This window comes from Actinocrinis sp. (assembly GCF_035938995.1).
Taxonomy (GTDB): domain Bacteria; phylum Actinomycetota; class Actinomycetes; order Streptomycetales; family Catenulisporaceae; genus DASZGI01.
In genome coordinates this window covers 1-14,195 of record NZ_DASZGI010000377.1, presented here as the reverse complement: position 1 = coordinate 14,195, position 14,195 = coordinate 1, and the positions used below count along the sequence as shown (strand labels likewise).

The 14,195-nt window shown below is 69.7% G+C and carries 18 protein-coding genes and 1 pseudogene; 6 read left to right on the top strand and 13 right to left on the bottom strand.

What is annotated here, in order from left to right:
• The first annotated feature begins 1 nt into the window (after position 1).
• Complete coding sequence (locus tag VGZ32_RS26050; RefSeq protein ID WP_326888850.1) at positions 2-556, top strand: Fur family transcriptional regulator; 555 nt, start codon at positions 2-4, stop codon at positions 554-556.
• A gap of 131 nt (positions 557-687) precedes the next feature.
• Positions 688-1,085: pseudogene (locus tag VGZ32_RS26045) on the top strand (SCO5389 family protein).
• A 40-nt stretch (positions 1,086-1,125) separates the two neighbouring features.
• On the opposite strand, the gene VGZ32_RS26040 reads toward VGZ32_RS26045, so the two are convergent.
• Positions 1,126-1,437 (bottom strand): metalloregulator ArsR/SmtB family transcription factor, encoded by a 312-nt coding sequence (locus tag VGZ32_RS26040; RefSeq protein WP_326888848.1) that lies wholly within the window; start codon positions 1,435-1,437, stop codon positions 1,126-1,128.
• An 89-nt stretch (positions 1,438-1,526) separates the two neighbouring features.
• Positions 1,527-1,829 (bottom strand): hypothetical protein, encoded by a 303-nt coding sequence (locus VGZ32_RS26035; RefSeq protein ID WP_326888847.1) that lies wholly within the window; start codon positions 1,827-1,829, stop codon positions 1,527-1,529.
• A 259-nt stretch (positions 1,830-2,088) separates the two neighbouring features.
• Here VGZ32_RS26035 and VGZ32_RS26030 point away from each other — a divergent pair, with 259 nt between their 5' ends.
• The gene (locus VGZ32_RS26030; protein WP_326888846.1) at positions 2,089-2,577 is read left to right on the top strand and encodes a VOC family protein; all 489 of its coding nucleotides are present in this window, start codon (positions 2,089-2,091) and stop codon (positions 2,575-2,577) included.
• A 54-nt stretch (positions 2,578-2,631) separates the two neighbouring features.
• Here VGZ32_RS26030 and VGZ32_RS26025 read toward each other — a convergent pair whose 3' ends face one another.
• The 6 genes from VGZ32_RS26025 to VGZ32_RS26005 all read right to left on the bottom strand — a co-directional run bounded on the left by VGZ32_RS26025 (position 2,632) and on the right by VGZ32_RS26005 (position 8,355).
• Positions 2,632-4,149, bottom strand: coding sequence for a glycoside hydrolase family 130 protein (locus VGZ32_RS26025; RefSeq protein WP_326888845.1), 1,518 nt, complete (start codon positions 4,147-4,149; stop codon positions 2,632-2,634).
• A complete protein-coding gene (locus tag VGZ32_RS26020; protein ID WP_326888844.1) occupies positions 4,146-5,099 on the bottom strand; it encodes a glycosyltransferase in 954 nt (317 codons plus the stop codon). Before VGZ32_RS26020 ends, VGZ32_RS26025 begins: the two co-directional genes overlap by 4 nt.
• A gap of 98 nt (positions 5,100-5,197) precedes the next feature.
• On the bottom strand, positions 5,198-6,307 hold the full coding sequence (locus tag VGZ32_RS26015) for a glycosyltransferase (RefSeq protein ID WP_326888843.1): 1,110 nt from the start codon (positions 6,305-6,307) through the stop codon (positions 5,198-5,200).
• A gap of 976 nt (positions 6,308-7,283) precedes the next feature.
• Entirely contained in the window at positions 7,284-7,487 is a 204-nt protein-coding gene (locus VGZ32_RS26010; RefSeq protein WP_326888842.1) for a cold-shock protein, read from the bottom strand.
• 184 nt (positions 7,488-7,671) lie between these two features.
• Complete coding sequence (locus VGZ32_RS28940) at positions 7,672-7,902, bottom strand: RGCVC family protein (protein WP_349263755.1); 231 nt, start codon at positions 7,900-7,902, stop codon at positions 7,672-7,674.
• A gap of 198 nt (positions 7,903-8,100) precedes the next feature.
• Complete coding sequence (locus tag VGZ32_RS26005; protein WP_326888841.1) at positions 8,101-8,355, bottom strand: hypothetical protein; 255 nt, start codon at positions 8,353-8,355, stop codon at positions 8,101-8,103.
• Between the two features lie 18 nt (positions 8,356-8,373).
• On the opposite strand from VGZ32_RS26005, the gene VGZ32_RS26000 reads away from it, so the two are divergent.
• The 3 genes from VGZ32_RS26000 to VGZ32_RS25990 all read left to right on the top strand — a co-directional run bounded on the left by VGZ32_RS26000 (position 8,374) and on the right by VGZ32_RS25990 (position 11,240).
• A complete protein-coding gene (locus VGZ32_RS26000) occupies positions 8,374-9,024 on the top strand; it encodes a hypothetical protein (protein WP_326888840.1) in 651 nt (216 codons plus the stop codon).
• Between the two features lie 135 nt (positions 9,025-9,159).
• Positions 9,160-9,717 carry a DUF5994 family protein gene (locus VGZ32_RS25995; protein ID WP_326888839.1) on the top strand — a complete coding sequence of 186 codons (558 nt, stop codon included), beginning with the start codon at positions 9,160-9,162 and terminating at the stop codon, positions 9,715-9,717.
• A 482-nt stretch (positions 9,718-10,199) separates the two neighbouring features.
• Positions 10,200-11,240 (top strand): acyl-CoA desaturase, encoded by a 1,041-nt coding sequence (locus VGZ32_RS25990; RefSeq protein ID WP_326888838.1) that lies wholly within the window; start codon positions 10,200-10,202, stop codon positions 11,238-11,240.
• A 72-nt stretch (positions 11,241-11,312) separates the two neighbouring features.
• Here VGZ32_RS25990 and VGZ32_RS25985 read toward each other — a convergent pair whose 3' ends face one another.
• From VGZ32_RS25985 to VGZ32_RS25965, 5 genes are all read right to left on the bottom strand, one after another.
• Positions 11,313-11,537 carry a cold shock domain-containing protein gene (locus VGZ32_RS25985; protein WP_326888837.1) on the bottom strand — a complete coding sequence of 75 codons (225 nt, stop codon included), beginning with the start codon at positions 11,535-11,537 and terminating at the stop codon, positions 11,313-11,315.
• A gap of 483 nt (positions 11,538-12,020) precedes the next feature.
• The gene (locus VGZ32_RS25980) at positions 12,021-12,773 is read right to left on the bottom strand and encodes a GAF and ANTAR domain-containing protein (protein ID WP_326888836.1); all 753 of its coding nucleotides are present in this window, start codon (positions 12,771-12,773) and stop codon (positions 12,021-12,023) included.
• A gap of 51 nt (positions 12,774-12,824) precedes the next feature.
• Positions 12,825-13,550 (bottom strand): ANTAR domain-containing protein, encoded by a 726-nt coding sequence (locus tag VGZ32_RS25975; RefSeq protein WP_326888835.1) that lies wholly within the window; start codon positions 13,548-13,550, stop codon positions 12,825-12,827.
• A gap of 61 nt (positions 13,551-13,611) precedes the next feature.
• Positions 13,612-13,902: a hypothetical protein gene (locus VGZ32_RS25970; protein WP_326888834.1), complete on the bottom strand. Its 291-nt coding sequence runs from the start codon at positions 13,900-13,902 to the stop codon at positions 13,612-13,614.
• A 103-nt stretch (positions 13,903-14,005) separates the two neighbouring features.
• On the bottom strand, positions 14,006-14,195 hold a 190-nt coding region (locus VGZ32_RS25965), incomplete at its 5' end, for a hypothetical protein (protein ID WP_326888833.1).

Here is a 14,195-nt window from a genome sequence, read left to right as displayed (position 1 = left end):
GATGACAGAACCCATGGATGGCGCCGCCCCGCACCCGCCCGACGGCGAAGGGCTGGGGCAGCGCAGCACCCGCCAGCGCCGCGCGGTGCTCGGCGCGCTGGCCGAGCGCCCGGACTTCACCAGCGCCCAGGCTCTACACCGCCGCCTGCGCACCCAGGGCCATCGCATCGGGTTGACCACTGTCTACCGCACCCTGCACGCCCTGACCGATGCCGGACTCGTGGACACCGCCCGGGACGACACCGGACGGCGGCACTACCGCGCCCGGCCCACCGCCGAGCACCAGCACTACCTGCGCTGCCGGGAGTGCGGGTTCAACGTCCCGGTCGCCTCCCCCGCCGTGGAGCGCTGGGCGCGAACAACCGCCCGGGACCTGGGCTTCTCCCAGGTCGAGCATGTCGTCGAGCTCACCGGCGTTTGCGCCCGATGCCAGACACCGCACACCGGCATACCACCTCGCCCCCGAACGGCGGCTGTGGGACCGCGACTTGACAGCGCGTCAGCAAACCCGGAATGCTCGATCCGAGGCCCTGAAAACGAATTTCATCTTCGATAAGGAGCCCGGCGCGCGCATCGCAACCGCCTCCTCCAACCAGCTGACCGACTGACCGCCTCACGCGCGCTCGACCTCCTCACTACCTGAACCGCCGCCCCCTGCCTCCCCGAGACAAGAAAGTCAGGACCCCTATGTCACTTGACGTGTCCCCCGAACTGCTCGCCCAGGCCCAGGCCGACGCGGTCGACCCGGCCGCGTTCCTCGAGACCGTGCGGACGTCGCTGCCCTACGCCTATGGACTGGTCGAGTCGCTGGCCAAACAGCTGGACGCGTCGGAAGGCAGCCTTCCGTTCGCCGACAATCAGACCCCGCCGCCGTCGGAGGCCGAGCGCGGCCAAATGCTGCGCGCCCTGGCCAGCGACGCCATCCGCAGCTCCCTCGAAGACCACTTCGGCGTGCGCCTGGCGTTCCAGAACTGCCACCGCGTCGCAGTCTTCCGCCCCGGCGCCGAGAACGCCGACAGCCACCGTGACTTCACCTCGCAGCGCGCGCAGTTGCTCAACAGTCCCCCGAACTGCGCGACTGCTAGCGCGCGGGCCACGATGCGCCTAGGCACACCGAGCGCCGGATCAGGGTTCGTCGGTGTGGCGGATCGCGTCTAGAACGATGTGCGCCACGTGCTCGTCGACCAAGGAGTACTCGATCTCCCGGGCCTGCCGCCGCGCGCTCACGATCCGGTAGCCGCGCAGCACCCGCAAGTGCTGGGAGACCAGCGGCTGACTGACTCCGAGCGCATCGACCAGCTCATGCACACGGCGACCGCCCCCGGCCAGCTCTCGCACTATCCCCAACCGCACCGGGGACGCCAGCGCCCGCAGCAGTTCGCTGGCGGCCTGCAGATCCGCCAGCGGCTCACTGCCGACACTCGGCACCGTTGTCATATGCAGAAATTAGCATGTACATGAAGCGCGGCCGGCCCAGCTGATGCCCTCCGGCCCGTACTCGTGTTCGTGGACCGGACGCGCCCAGCTCAGTGCTCGTCCCAGTGACCCTCGTGGGCGGCGTGCCGGTGCCCGTCGTGGACATAGTCGACATGACCTTCGTGCGGGACCGCGACGTGCCCGCACCCCGACGCGTGCTGGTGCTCGTGCGCGTCGTGCGCGGCGTGCTGGGCCTGCTCGCACTCGTCGGCGTGGTCGCCGTGGGCGCGGTGCAGGTGGCCGTCGTGCGCGTAATCGGTGTGGTCGCCGTGCGGGATGGCGACGTGCCCGCACCCCTCGCCGTGGGCATGCGTGTGATCGGTGTGCGGGTGGTGCTCGGTGGCGACAGACATCCTCGGATCCTTCCCAGACGCTTCGGCCGCCCCGCGCTGCACGAGCGGGGCGAGCCCCTCCTGTGAGACATTACTATATAGCGAACCATGCATATGTTCTCAGCGGCCCCCACCCGCAGCACGGCAACCTTGCGTCTTCAGGTTGACACCGGTTGCGGGACACTAGACGCTCAACCCGGCAAACCGGACACGACTTTTACCCCGATAACGCCGTTCCGGCCGCGCGGCACAACAAGATCGGAAAGAGAGGTACACGGGCGTGGATCTGGACCTGGAAGCAATCGAGGCCGAGCGCTCCCGGCTGCGGGAGACCTACCTCAAGCCGGACCGCCCGGCCAGCTCGGCGCGGGGAGTGCACCACGTGGCGGTGCTCTGCGCGGACGTGGAGCGCACCGTGCGGTTCTACCAGGAGCTACTCGAGTTCCCCCTCACCGAGATCTTCGAGAACCGCGACTACAAAGGCTCCAACCACTTCTTCTTCGACCTGGGCAACGGAAACCTGCTGGCGTTCTTCGACTTCCCCGGCCTCGACCTGGGCCCCTACGCCGAGGTCCTCGGCGGGCTGCACCACCTGGCGATCTCCGTCGCGCCGCAGACCTGGCGGCGACTGCGCGACAAGCTCACAGAAGCCGGAGTCGAGTTCCAGGAAGAGAGCGGGACCTCGATCTACCTACGCGACCCCGACGGCACCCGCGTCGAGCTGATCGCCGACCCCCTCGGCCAGATGTACGGCAACCAGGTGAGCTGATGGGTGGGCTAATCCCGCACCGCCCTGAGCCGTGGATGCGAGCACGCAGATCGATCAGGTGCGAGCGCGCGGGAGCGCTCCACGACCGCTGACTGCGAGGCGGTCGAGGAGCGCGGGCAGGTGGACGCGGGCGACGGTGATGCCGGTGTCTGAGGTGCCATAGGGCAGGATCAGGGCGTCCTGGTGAACGAGTGCGCCGCAGGAGTACACGACGTTGGGCACGTAGCCGTCGCGTTCGTATTCCTGCGGGGTGAGCAGTGGTTCGGGCAGCGTGGCCAGGACGCGGTAGGGGTCGTCGAGGTCCAAGAGCATCGCTCCGATGGCATAGCTGCGCATCGGTCCGACGCCGTGGGTCAGGACCAGCCAGCCGGCCTCGGTTTCGATCGGTGAGCCGCAGTTGCCCAGCTGCACCAGTTCCCAGGGCGCTGTGGGTACCTGCAGCGTGCGTGGCGTGGGCCAGGTGTGCAGGTCGTCTGAGGCGGTGAGCGCGTTGGATTCGCGGTCGTGGCGGGAGAGCGCCAGAAATCTGCCGCCGACCTTGCGGGGGAACAGGGCCATGCCTTTGTTCGCGGCCGCCGCCCCGGTCAACTGGGAGGCGCGGAAGTCACGGAAGTCGCGGGTCTCCAGCAGTTGCGGGGCGATGTGCTGTCCGTCGTACGCGGTGTAAGTGGCGTAGTAGACGGGGGGCGCGTCGGGCGCGGTGAACCGGACGAACCGCGCGTCCTCCATGCCGTGGCGCTCAGAGCGGCCGACCGGCCATAAGATGCGCTCGTCCAGGGCGCTGTCGGTGGGGAACTCGACCGCGTAGTTGTTCGCGGCGATCTGGTGGATGCGCTCGACGGTGTGGTGCGCGCTGGAACGGGTCAACAGTTGCGGGTGTAGGGCGGCCAGCGCGCGGTCGAGTTCGGCGCCGGTGAACCGGGGGCTGAGGTTGCGCCGCAGGAAAGCGGCCAGTTCGTCGTCGTGTCCGTCTTCGGTGAGGATGCCGTCGAGCAGCGCGCGGTCGCACAGCACCTGGTGGTGGCGGCCGGTGACCGGATACCGGCCCGGCTCGTCGAGTTCCAGCCGGTCGCCGGGTCCGATCACTCCGGTACGGAACCCGATCGAGGACAGGTGCCCTTCCCCGACTGCGCGCACGCTCATGACGAACCGCAGTTGATCGGGCGGGATGCCGTCCTGGTCGGGGTGGGCGACGAGCGAGGGGTTGAACAGCGCGGCGCCTTCGATCGCGTATTCGTGGCTGAAGTACGCGCCGATCAGCATGCGGCGTTCGAGCGAGGGGAGCTCGGCGGGTTCCAGGCGGTGGCTGATCGAGTCGAAGTGATCGGCGAAGGTCTCGGCCAGATCCCGGTGGCGTGCCTCGAATCGGCGCATCGTCGCGGCCAGGACACTGCTGACCGTGGCTTCGTCCATGGCCATCACGCGGTTGATGACAGCCGCGGCGCGCGATCCGAACGGGGGTGCGTCCTCTCCGGGCACGAACAGCTTGGTGATGACCCGTCGCGGGTCGGGGCGCAGCCGCAGCGTGGTGCGCACGACGAGGTCGTCGACGGTGTCGCTCGATACGATCAAAGTTTTTCCATCTGGAGGCGTCGGTGGTGTTGGAGCGTGGAGAGCAGGGCGAGGGTGGATTCGGCGCCCTGGTTCCCGTTGGGTCCCGTCGGCGTCAGCCCGTCGTATCCGCCGCCGGTGGCCGGGTCGCGCATCGGGGCGCGGACGTCGTTCTCGCCCTCGAACCACGCCGCCGCGAGCTCGATCCCGCGGGCCCAGCGGGGGTCGCCGGTGACGGCGAGCGCGCAGGCGCACGCATCGGCCAAGGTGGCGATCTCGATCGGCTGCTGGTCGAACCCGGGGCGCTCGTCCCCGGGCGACCGGCCGCCGACCGGGGTGGGCGAGAGGTGGCCGGCGACGCTTTCCGTCTCCAACAGCCAGTCGAGCAGGCGCAGCCCGCGCTCCTTCATCGCCGGATCGCCCAGCAGGTCTCCGGCGCTGATCAGCACCTGCGGCAGCGCCGCGTTGGCGTAATGCAGCCGTTCCTGCGGCCACGGCCACGCGCTGTCGGGTCCGTCGGTGCCGATCGCCGCCGCCGCGTCGGCCAGCAGCTCACGCGCTGCGCGGTGCGCGGGATACGCGGCCAGGACCTGCGCCGCGCCGAAGGCGGCGAACGCCATCGCGCGCACGTGGGGCGGGCGCAGTCCGGCGCCGCTGTCGAAGCAGGACAGGGCGGCGGCGCGGATCCAGTCCGGGCCGCGCGCCGCCGCGGTGCCGATTCCCCACAGGGCGCGCCCCCACCAGTCGCCGGTTCCCGGCTCGTCGTGCCATTGCCCGTCGTAGCCCAGCCGGTTGTGGAAGGCTCCGCCCGGTCCCTGTGCGCGCACGAGGAACACTGTGTACCGGCCTGCCAACGCGGCGACGGCGGCGGACGGGCTCGGCTCCCGGCACAGCAGCACCACTGCGCGGGCCGCGTCGTCCACGCAGTAGCCATGCTCCAGGCGCGGGGCCGCGCCTAGGGCGTGTTCCAACAGCCCAACGTCGTCGCTTAGGCATAGCAGATGACGCAGATCCAAGCTCTCAACCCGCCTCGCGCGCAGGGGGGTCGCAGCCGCCATGGCGCCGGCGCTCACGCGGGGACACCGGTTTCCACAGTTTCCGCGCGCTCGGCTAGCAAGTCGCCCGCCACGGCGCGGTAGCGCTCGGCCACGGCGGTCCACGCCAGGCCGGGGGCGATTCGGGCGGCGCTCGCACTCATCCGCGCGGCCAGGCCGGGCTCGGTCAAGACTCTGCGCAGCGCGGCCGCGATCCCCACCGGGTCGCGATGGTCGACCAGCAGGCCGCCTCCAGGGGTGAGCAGTTCGCGGGCGTGCGGGAAGCGGGTGGCGACCACGGGCCGCAGCGCCGCGACCGCTTCGATCAGCACGCCCGAGGTGGTCTGCTCGCTCGAGTCGTACGGCATCACCACGACGTCCGCGCTGCGCACCAGGCGCAGCAGGGCCGGCGCGTCGCGGTATTCGGGATCGAAATCCACCATTGTGGCAACACCCCGCGCCGTCGCGCGCTGCTTCAGGCTTTCGCGGTACGCCTCCCCGTCGCGTTCCAGGACCTTGGGATGCGTCTGACCTGCGATCAGGTAACGTGGCACCGGTACGAGATCACGGAGATGCGCAAGCGAGTCGATCGCCCACTCCAGCCCCTTGCCCGGGCCCAGCAGACCCCAGCTCAGGATCAGCGGCGCGGGCGGTGTGGCGAATGTCTGCGGGAGCGGAGCCGTGACGGCGGGCCGATGCGCGCCGTGCGCGATCACCACGATCTTGGAGGATTCGACGAGGTAGCCGTCGAAGAGCCGGGCGGCGGCGGTGCGCGACATCACGACCACGGCGTCTGCCGAGTCCGCGATCCGCTCGAGGATGGATCGCTGGTGCGGCGTCGGCGAGGTGAGCACCGTGTGCAGCACCACGATCGAGGGCACGCGCAAACGGGCGAGCACGTCGAGGACCTGCTCGCCGTCGCGGCCCCCGTAGACGCCGTATTCGTGCTGGACGATCACGACGTCGAAGCGGTTGAGCTCCGCGGCGGCCGACAGCATGGACAGCCGCGAGTCGGCGCGCAGATGCCCGACGACAGCGTCGCCGCTGTCGCGGCCGAGCTCCGACGGGCCGAGCACCCGGACGACCCCGCTTCCCTCGGCACTGCTGGTCAGATCCTGGAACAGCGCCTGGCTGAACGTCGCCAACCCACACTGGGTCGGAGGATAGGTACTGAGGAATCCATACGAAACGGGCACGGGCTGCCTTTCAGAGTTCGAGCCGGACGGCCGTCGCCCCGAACGAGCCGGGAAGCAGACCTCACGCGCGGCGATCTCTCCGGTGCCGATCACGTGTCGGTCGGCTACGCGTGGTGCGTCGGAGGAACCTGGAAGGGATTCGAGAAATCGTCGGCGCTCTACGGCGCCGACGCCGAGCGCCGCGTCGTCACGGCTGGAGGCACTGACCGCAAGGAGCGAAATCGCCGAGCGTTCCCGGCGGTGTGGTCACAACGCGCTCACGCCGGTACCCGAGCGCCGCATCCAAGCGGCGGCACGCGTGCGGACCGATGTGCTGAATCGGATCAGCGGACGGCCGAAGGCAGTGGGAAGGCCGGTGACCGGACCCCAGCCCTCGCCGGTGAACAGATCGTGGAGCGAGAGGCGGGTCGGCGCGATCGTGGGTAGTGCCGAGGGCCTGAAAGACGACGATTCGGCGGTCATTCGGGGCGGGTTCTGGTCCGGCATCATAAGACGCCTGTCTCCGGGCCGCTCAAGGGTCCGGGTTCTTGCCTCGCCCACGGCGATACCGACATAACTGTCGGCATACGAGGTACCGCGAGTAGAGCCAGTCTACACCCCACCCTCCCTGCGACTGCGGATCGCGACGGGAGACGCACATCGCGTGGCGGTTCCACGTATGGGAGGGAAGCCGCCGCGGACCTCGGCAGTTCCTCGATTGCCTGAGGTCGAATGCCATGATTAATGGGATCAAAACATCACGAGAGCACGATCGACCCGTGTGATCGCGGCGACTGCGCGTGTGATGCGAGTTCGCATACGTCGCCGAGATCAACGCGCCGATCGTGTCCCGAACCGAAGCGCGCGATGCGCCGCCGATCAGCGTCCTGCGGCAGGAATGGCCGGGAGATCCACGGCCACGCGCTCGCGCGCCTGAGTTATCCGATCAGAGCGGGCGGATGTTCTCCGCCTGCGGGCCCTTCTGGCCCTGGGTGACGTCGAACTCGACCTTCTGCCCCTCACGCAGCTCGCGATACCCGCTGGCCGCGATGTTCGAGTAGTGGGCGAACACGTCCGGACCGCCACCGTCCTGCTCGATGAAGCCGAAACCCTTTTCCGCGTTGAACCACTTCACGGTGCCGGAAGCCATCTTCTTCTCCTCGGAGTTGTGCCTGCCCGCGCCATGCGAGCGTCACGTCGCCTCAGCTGGTGTCCCGCCTGGACACCGGCAAAAGCAGGCGCAAGTCCACGGGAATCGCATTTACGACCGTACGAACGCTACCAGTTCCGGCCCGCGAGGAAGGTCGATAACCGGCGTGTTGCGCCGCGGGCGGTCAGCCTTGGGGCACCGCGGTGTCGGCGCACACGCAGCCGCGAGTCAGGTGGCTGACGGCGGTCGCCAGGCAGTAGCGTGTGGCGATCGCGTCGTGCTGGGCTTGGGGATGGCCGCACACGCAGGTCGTTGCCTGGGATTCGACTGCGGGCGTAGAAGTGGGAGCGGTGTCGCGGGGCTCGGAAGGCACCCTAATCGTGATCGTGGCCGTGTTGGGCACGTGGCCGTTCATCGGATTCTGCATGCCTGTCGCCGTCCTGACACGAGGAGCGAGGCGCGCGGTGGTGGATGCGGGTCCGGGCAGCTCGAGGCGCGCTGAGTGCTGTCAGTGTCTCACGATAACCGTGGGTAAGCGACCAGCCGTGGAGCGGCCGTCGTGGCACACCGAACCGCGGCGAGCGCCGCCCCGACCTCTACTTCCGGTCATCGCTCATCCCCACCACCGGGACACTGTGCGGGTGCGAATCCACGCCCGCAGACGCTGCCGCCGGGCAGCGGGACCGGCGCCGTGGGGCAGTGCTGCGTCGGTCACCGCTTCGGGAGTCTGGGCGAGGCGGGCATGCAGCTGATGCCGTACCTCCTGCGGGGTGTATAAACGTCGCCGCCGCTGGTCGCGAGCGATGAGCACGCCGGTGGCCGCGACACCGGCCAGTCCGGCGAGACCGATTTTCTTACGCCAGCCCACGCGCCTAGGCTACTCATCGTGGCAGGCGCGAGCATCGCCCTCGACCAGGCCGTGGCGGTGACGCGCACCGGTGATCTGTGGCTGTTCCGGGGCCACAGCGCCGCCGACCGCGCGATCCGCATCAGCACCAACAGCCCGGTCAACCATGTCGGCATGGCCGTGGTCATCGACGACTTGCCCGCGCTGATGTGGCACGCCGAGCTGGGCCGGTCTCTGCCCGACATGTGGTCCGGCACTCGCCAGCGCGGCGCCCAACTGCACGACCTGCACGAGTCCGTCACGCTCTGGACAGGCCGCTACGCCCAGCGGGCCTGGCTGCGGCAGCTCGACCGTCCGGTCACCCAGGCCATGGAGGACGCCGTGCTGCGTGCCATCGCACGCCTGGACGGCACGCCCTTCCCCTCTACCGTCCGGCTCACCTCGCGCTGGCTAAGCGGGCGCATCCCCCAGCCTCGCCAGGACGCGCGACGGCCCGACTTGGAGACCGCCTACTGCGCGGAGATCGTCGCCATCACCTACCGGGACATGGGACTGCTCAAGCAGCGCCGACCGAGCTGGTACGACGCGGGCAGATTCTGGAGCGGCGACGCCCTGGTGCTCTGCGACGGCTACCGTCTCGGCGGAGAAATCGAGGTGCGCACCCCCAAGGCGGATGCGCCCAGGGCATAGCCACAGATGGCGTCCTGCCGGGCCCAGCGGCGTAGTGTGCTTGGTACCGAGGGTATGTCGCACGACGGCTTTCAGGCCGGCCTCACCCCTGGCGATCGGCAACCGGCCCGATGCGGGCCCGGATTGGCGCGCACCATGACCGCGTCCGACGTTCCTTTCTCCCAGCACCGCGCGACCGCTCGATCAGCACCGAGAGCGTCGAACGGGCTGCGGCTTCGGCGCCGCGACCCGAGCGCCGCCGACGGATTCGTCGACGGCGGATGGTGGCCCCGCTCACTCGACCTGAGCGCCGAACTGCCCGAACTGCTGGCGGCGCTGAGCTCGGCCGGCCACGACGTCGCGCGAGTCGCCTACAACCCGTCCGCCTGGGACCCGGCGCCGGACACCCTGGCCGCACCGGGCCGACCCGTGGCCTTCGACGAACGCACCGACCAGGACGCCGCTTTGATCAGCCTCGTCGACATCTCGGGCGCGAAGCGCACCGATCTGGTGGTCGTCCCGCCGCACACCGGCCGCCGGGTCGCCGAGCGGGTCCTGACCCTCGCCGGGCTCGGCGGCGATCTACGCCGCGCCGTCGGCATCCTCGAACGGGCGAACCGCGAGTGGGCGTCGGCACTCGGACACACCGCCCCGGTCGTCCCCCTGTCCACAGCCGCCCGGGAAACCGACACAGGACCGACACCTGCGCTGTGAACGCCGGCGTACCCGGTGTTGTGCGTGGGGCGCGTGGGCTCAAACCCGCAACCTAGGGCGATGAGCAGGCCCCGATTCAGCCCCCAAGCACAGATCCCCCGACCGCAGTGTGCCGAGGGCTCACAGCGGGATCCGGCCGCAGTCCGACGCCCCAGAATCCGGCCGCAACCCGACACGGGCCCGGCGCCGAGGGCAGCCCCGTGTCATGCAGGGTGCGGTACCTGACGTGGCCGTCATCGTGCCACCAGAGCGTCGAGAGCACATCCGGGAGAACAGCGAACTCCGGGAAATCCTCGTACGCGGGCGGCCTCGGAATCGCCCGCAGCGAAGAGGCGCGGACCCTCGACCGGTACGCGTGTGAACTGCATACTGAGTTTCAGAGATCACCTCTTCCGCAGCTTGTCCGTGTTTCCGGTCAGGTCTAGACCACACGCCGGTCCCGAGATCCGCCCTCGCTGCCAGACACCTGCGCGAGGTTTGCCATGCTGCGCGAAACACCGTCCGCCTTCCGTGCTGCCCCCGTCCGGCCAGAACCAACGCCGGCCGCCGCGCCCCCGTCCCCGACGTCGACAGCCGAATACGACGGCTTCTCCCCCTTCCCCGACGTCGACGCGCCGGCGCGCCCGCGCGCCGACCGCATCCTGCAACTCGTCGTGACCTGGCTCCTGGTCGCGATGCCGATCGTCGGCCTCGCCACCGCGGCCACCGTGCTCTGGGGACACGGCATCGACCTCACCGACGCGCTGCTTGGCCTGTTTTTCTACGTGGCCACCGGGCTCGCAGTGACCGTGGGCTTCCACCGCTGCTTCACCCACCGCGCCTTCAAGGCCACGCCCGCGCTGCGCACGGTCATGGCCCTGGTCGGATCGATGAGCTTCGAGGGCGATGTGATCAGCTGGGTCGCGACCCACCGCCGCCATCATGCCTTCAGCGACCGGCCCGGAGACCCCCACTCCCCCTACCGGTACGGCACCGGACCCGTAGGCCAACTGCGCGGACTGCTGTTCGCCCACCTCGGCTGGATCTTCGCAAACGATCCGACCTCGTGGGAGCGCTACGCCCCGGACCTGCTGGCCGAGCGCTCGATGACCAGGCTGTCCCGTGCTTTCCCCCTGCTGTGCGTCGCCTCCCTCGCGCTGCCGTTCCTCTCCGGGCTGGCCATCGGCGGCACCTGGTACGCCGCGTTCACCGCGCTGATCTGGGCCGGGCTGGTACGGGTCGGCCTGCTCCAGCACGTCACCTGGAGCGTGAACTCGCTGTGCCACGTGCTGGGCAACCGTCCGTTCACCACCCGCCGCCACGACCGCGCCACCAATCTCTGGCCGCTGGCCCTGATCTCCTTCGGCGAGAGCTGGCACAACATGCACCACAGTGATCCCACCTGCGCCCGCCACGGCGTCGACCGCTTCCAATTCGACCCCTCGGCCCGCACCATCTGGCTCTTCGAACGGCTCGGCTGGGCTACCGACGTACGCTGGCCCGACCAGGCACGCCTCGCAAGCCGCCGAAACGCGACAGCCTGAGCGCGAGCTGGATTCCGTGCGCCACCCGGCGATCCCCGTGATGACGCGGGCGTTCGCGAAGGTGGCGCTCGGTCAGCCGACGACTTCGCCCGTTTGGAGGACGGCCAGGTGGACCGCGGCGACCCGGTCAGTGTCCTGTTCGAGATCGAAGGAAACCCGCGTGCCGTCGTCGAGGAAGGCCAGGTTCGCCGCGGTGAGGGCGGACATGTGCAAGAACACGTCCTTGCCTCCCCCGTCCGGGACGATGAACCCGTATTTCTTGGACACGCTGAACCATTTGACCGTGCCTTCTGCCATTTTCGCTCCTGTCTGTGCGGTATTTGGACTCGGCGGGCAGGGCGGCACGCCCGATCCGGATCGTGCTCCGGGATCTCCGCTCGGCGCGATCGTCGGTTGCACCGGGAATGCGCAGTATGACTCGGCAGCAGTCCGGGAGTGGTTCTGGTCCGGCATCATCAGACGCCTGTCTCCGGACCGCTCACGGGTCCGGGTTCTTGCCTCGCCCGCGGTGACGCCGACGCAATTGTCAGTGTTCGAAATACCGCAAGTAACGTCACAGTACACCCGGCCCGTCCTGCCCGCGCGAATAGCGCGGAGGGGCGCAGTTCAGCCCGCAGTCATCGCACAGGAGATAGTTCGCCGCGGGCGCGCAGCGGTCCCGTTGCGGTACCCGGCCTTGTCGGTCGGCGTTCTCGTCTCGGTCCCCGGTGGATCGTGATCTGCCAGGGTGCGGGACCTGTGTGGGCCGGGTAGCGCTTGTCGGTCAGGCTGTTTCCAGTCCTAGGGGTCCGCGGTCGCGTGCGGTGAGCCGGAGAGCAGTTCGGTGGCGGTGCTGGAGCCGTCGGCGACTTGGCGGGCGAGGTCGGACAGGTGGAGGTTGTGGTTGCGGGCGTAGGCGCGCAGCAGGTCAAAGGCCTCGTCCACGGTGATGTGGCGGCGTTCGGCGAGCACGCCCTTGGCCTGCTCGATGGTCACCCGGCTGTTGAGCGCTTGCTGAAGTTGGGTGGCGAGCAGTTCGGCCTGCTGGACGCTGCGTTGGGCCAGGATGCCTATGGTGGCCACGTCGGCTAGGGCCTGCCCGGTGCGCACGTCGGCATCGCTCAAGATCCCGGCGCGGGCGCAGAACAGGTTCAGCGCCCCGATGATCGTGGTACGCAACCGCAGCGGCAAGGCGTGTACCGAGACGAAACCGCTGGCCCGGGCGGCCTCGGCGAACCGGGGCCAACGTGCCTGGCTCGCCGCGAGGTCCGCGTTGACCACCTGGGCACCGGCGCGGAAGGCGTCCATGCACGGACCGGCGTCGGCCTGCAGCTCGAACAACTCCAGCAGACGCGCGCTCTCCGTGGACGCGGCGGTGGCGTGCAGCTGCCCGAACTGGTCGGCCAGCATCACCCCCGCGGCGTCCACCTCGAGCAGCTGCACGCAGCGCTCGGCCAGGGTATGCAGGAACTCGATCACATCGAAGTCGTCGACCAGGGTGTCGGCCGCCTCGACGAACGCCTCGACCAGCTGCTCCTCACGGGCCACGCTCATGCCTCCAGGTTAGATCCCTCAGATCCCCGCCGGGCCCGTGGATCAGAGTTGTTATCGGCTCGGATCCTCGAAGCGCAACCGGCGGGCCACCACATCGGCGGCGACCTCGGCGATCAGCCGGTCCTCGGCGTAGGCGTAGGCACGCAGCCGTACCAGGGCCTCGGCCAGGCTCACCCCGAGCTGCGCGCTGATCATCCCAGTCGCCTGATGCACCTCGGCGCGGTAAGTCGGCGGCTGTGCCCAGCCGAGGCGCGGTTGGTTCCACTCCAGCGCGGCGGCCGCCGGTTCGGGCGATGCATGGTTCAGCAAAAGCAGAGTGATCGCGTCGGCCAAGGCCAACGCGTCGGCGAACTGCCCGTCCGCCAAAGGCCCCACGGTGCTGCGGTGGGCCATCAGCGCGCCGACACTGATCGCTCCGATCCGCAGCGGGAACGCGAAGATCGCACGCACCTTGAGCTCTGCGGCGGCGGGGGTGAAGGCGGGCCAGCGGGCTCCAGCCTCCAGCAGGTCGGGCACCAGCACCGGCACCCCTGCCGCGGCGGCGTCCAGACCGGGGCCCTGGCCCAGGGTGAACTGCACCTCCTCCAGCTCGACGCCGACTGCCTCCCGACCCCAGACCAGCACCACACCCGAGGGCGCGATGCCCAGCCCCGCGCAGATCCCGTCGGTCCCCAACGCGGCGGCGGCCTGAACGGCCACCGCCTGTGGCAGGTTCGCGTCCCGGTCCGGGTCGCCGTCCAACAGCGCCAGGACCGCGGCCATCCGGTCGCTGATCACGAGCCGAAACCGCCTTCCCTCTGCCACGACGCATGTGCTGTGTCGGGGTCCGACCGGCACGCTATATCGCGGGCCTGCTCCATGCCCACCGAGCAGTGGCTTTGGGACACGCGACGTACGCCGGATGGACCGGCGCGGGTTCGCCTTCGGCGGGCGGCGCCGGTTCCGGTTGGGCGGCGAGATCGTGCCCCAGATCGCGCGGCGTCGCCTCGGCACAGGTTCCGCCTTTCTCCACGCAGCGGCGGTCCGCGCCGTGCGCGTCGCGATGCCAGGCGATCAGGTAGGTCAGCGCGAGCTGGTTGACCCGATAGTCGTACTCGGCTCGATCCGGTCCGCCAGCCGCTCGCCCCACGTGCGCCGATCATGGCGGCGCTGGTTCGCCGGATGCCGGTGATCAGCCGCCCTCACCCACGCACCGAGCGGCACAACCGAGTGTTCCGCCGCGATGAGATGCCCTATTCGGGCGTCCGGTCACCCGCCCCGGCAATATCGGCGTCGTCGCCAGCCGGATGTTGCGGTTGCGGCGCGTCGGGCAGGGTGTCGGGGGTGCGTGACGCTACGGCCGCGGCCAGGTCGTCGCGGTGACGGCGGCGCATGAGACGGCGCAGCTGCAGGATGCGGGTGGTACCCAGCACCAGCGTGAGC

Excerpts from the sequence above, each read along its gene's own strand:
- VGZ32_RS26050 (WP_326888850.1), top strand. The coding sequence starts at position 2 with ATGACAGAACCCATGGATGGCGCCGCCCCGCACCCGCCCGACGGCGAA.
- VGZ32_RS26040 (WP_326888848.1), bottom strand. The coding sequence starts at position 1,437 with ATGACAACGGTGCCGAGTGTCGGCAGTGAGCCGCTGGCGGATCTGCAG.
- VGZ32_RS25990 (WP_326888838.1), top strand. The coding sequence starts at position 10,200 with ATGCTGCGCGAAACACCGTCCGCCTTCCGTGCTGCCCCCGTCCGGCCA.
- VGZ32_RS25985 (WP_326888837.1), bottom strand. The coding sequence starts at position 11,537 with ATGGCAGAAGGCACGGTCAAATGGTTCAGCGTGTCCAAGAAATACGGG.
- VGZ32_RS26035 (WP_326888847.1), bottom strand. The coding sequence starts at position 1,829 with ATGTCTGTCGCCACCGAGCACCACCCGCACACCGATCACACGCATGCC.
- VGZ32_RS28940 (WP_349263755.1), bottom strand. The coding sequence starts at position 7,902 with ATGAACGGCCACGTGCCCAACACGGCCACGATCACGATTAGGGTGCCT.
- VGZ32_RS25980 (WP_326888836.1), bottom strand. The coding sequence starts at position 12,773 with ATGAGCGTGGCCCGTGAGGAGCAGCTGGTCGAGGCGTTCGTCGAGGCG.
- VGZ32_RS26010 (WP_326888842.1), bottom strand. The coding sequence starts at position 7,487 with ATGGCTTCCGGCACCGTGAAGTGGTTCAACGCGGAAAAGGGTTTCGGC.
- VGZ32_RS25995 (WP_326888839.1), top strand. The coding sequence starts at position 9,160 with ATGACCGCGTCCGACGTTCCTTTCTCCCAGCACCGCGCGACCGCTCGA.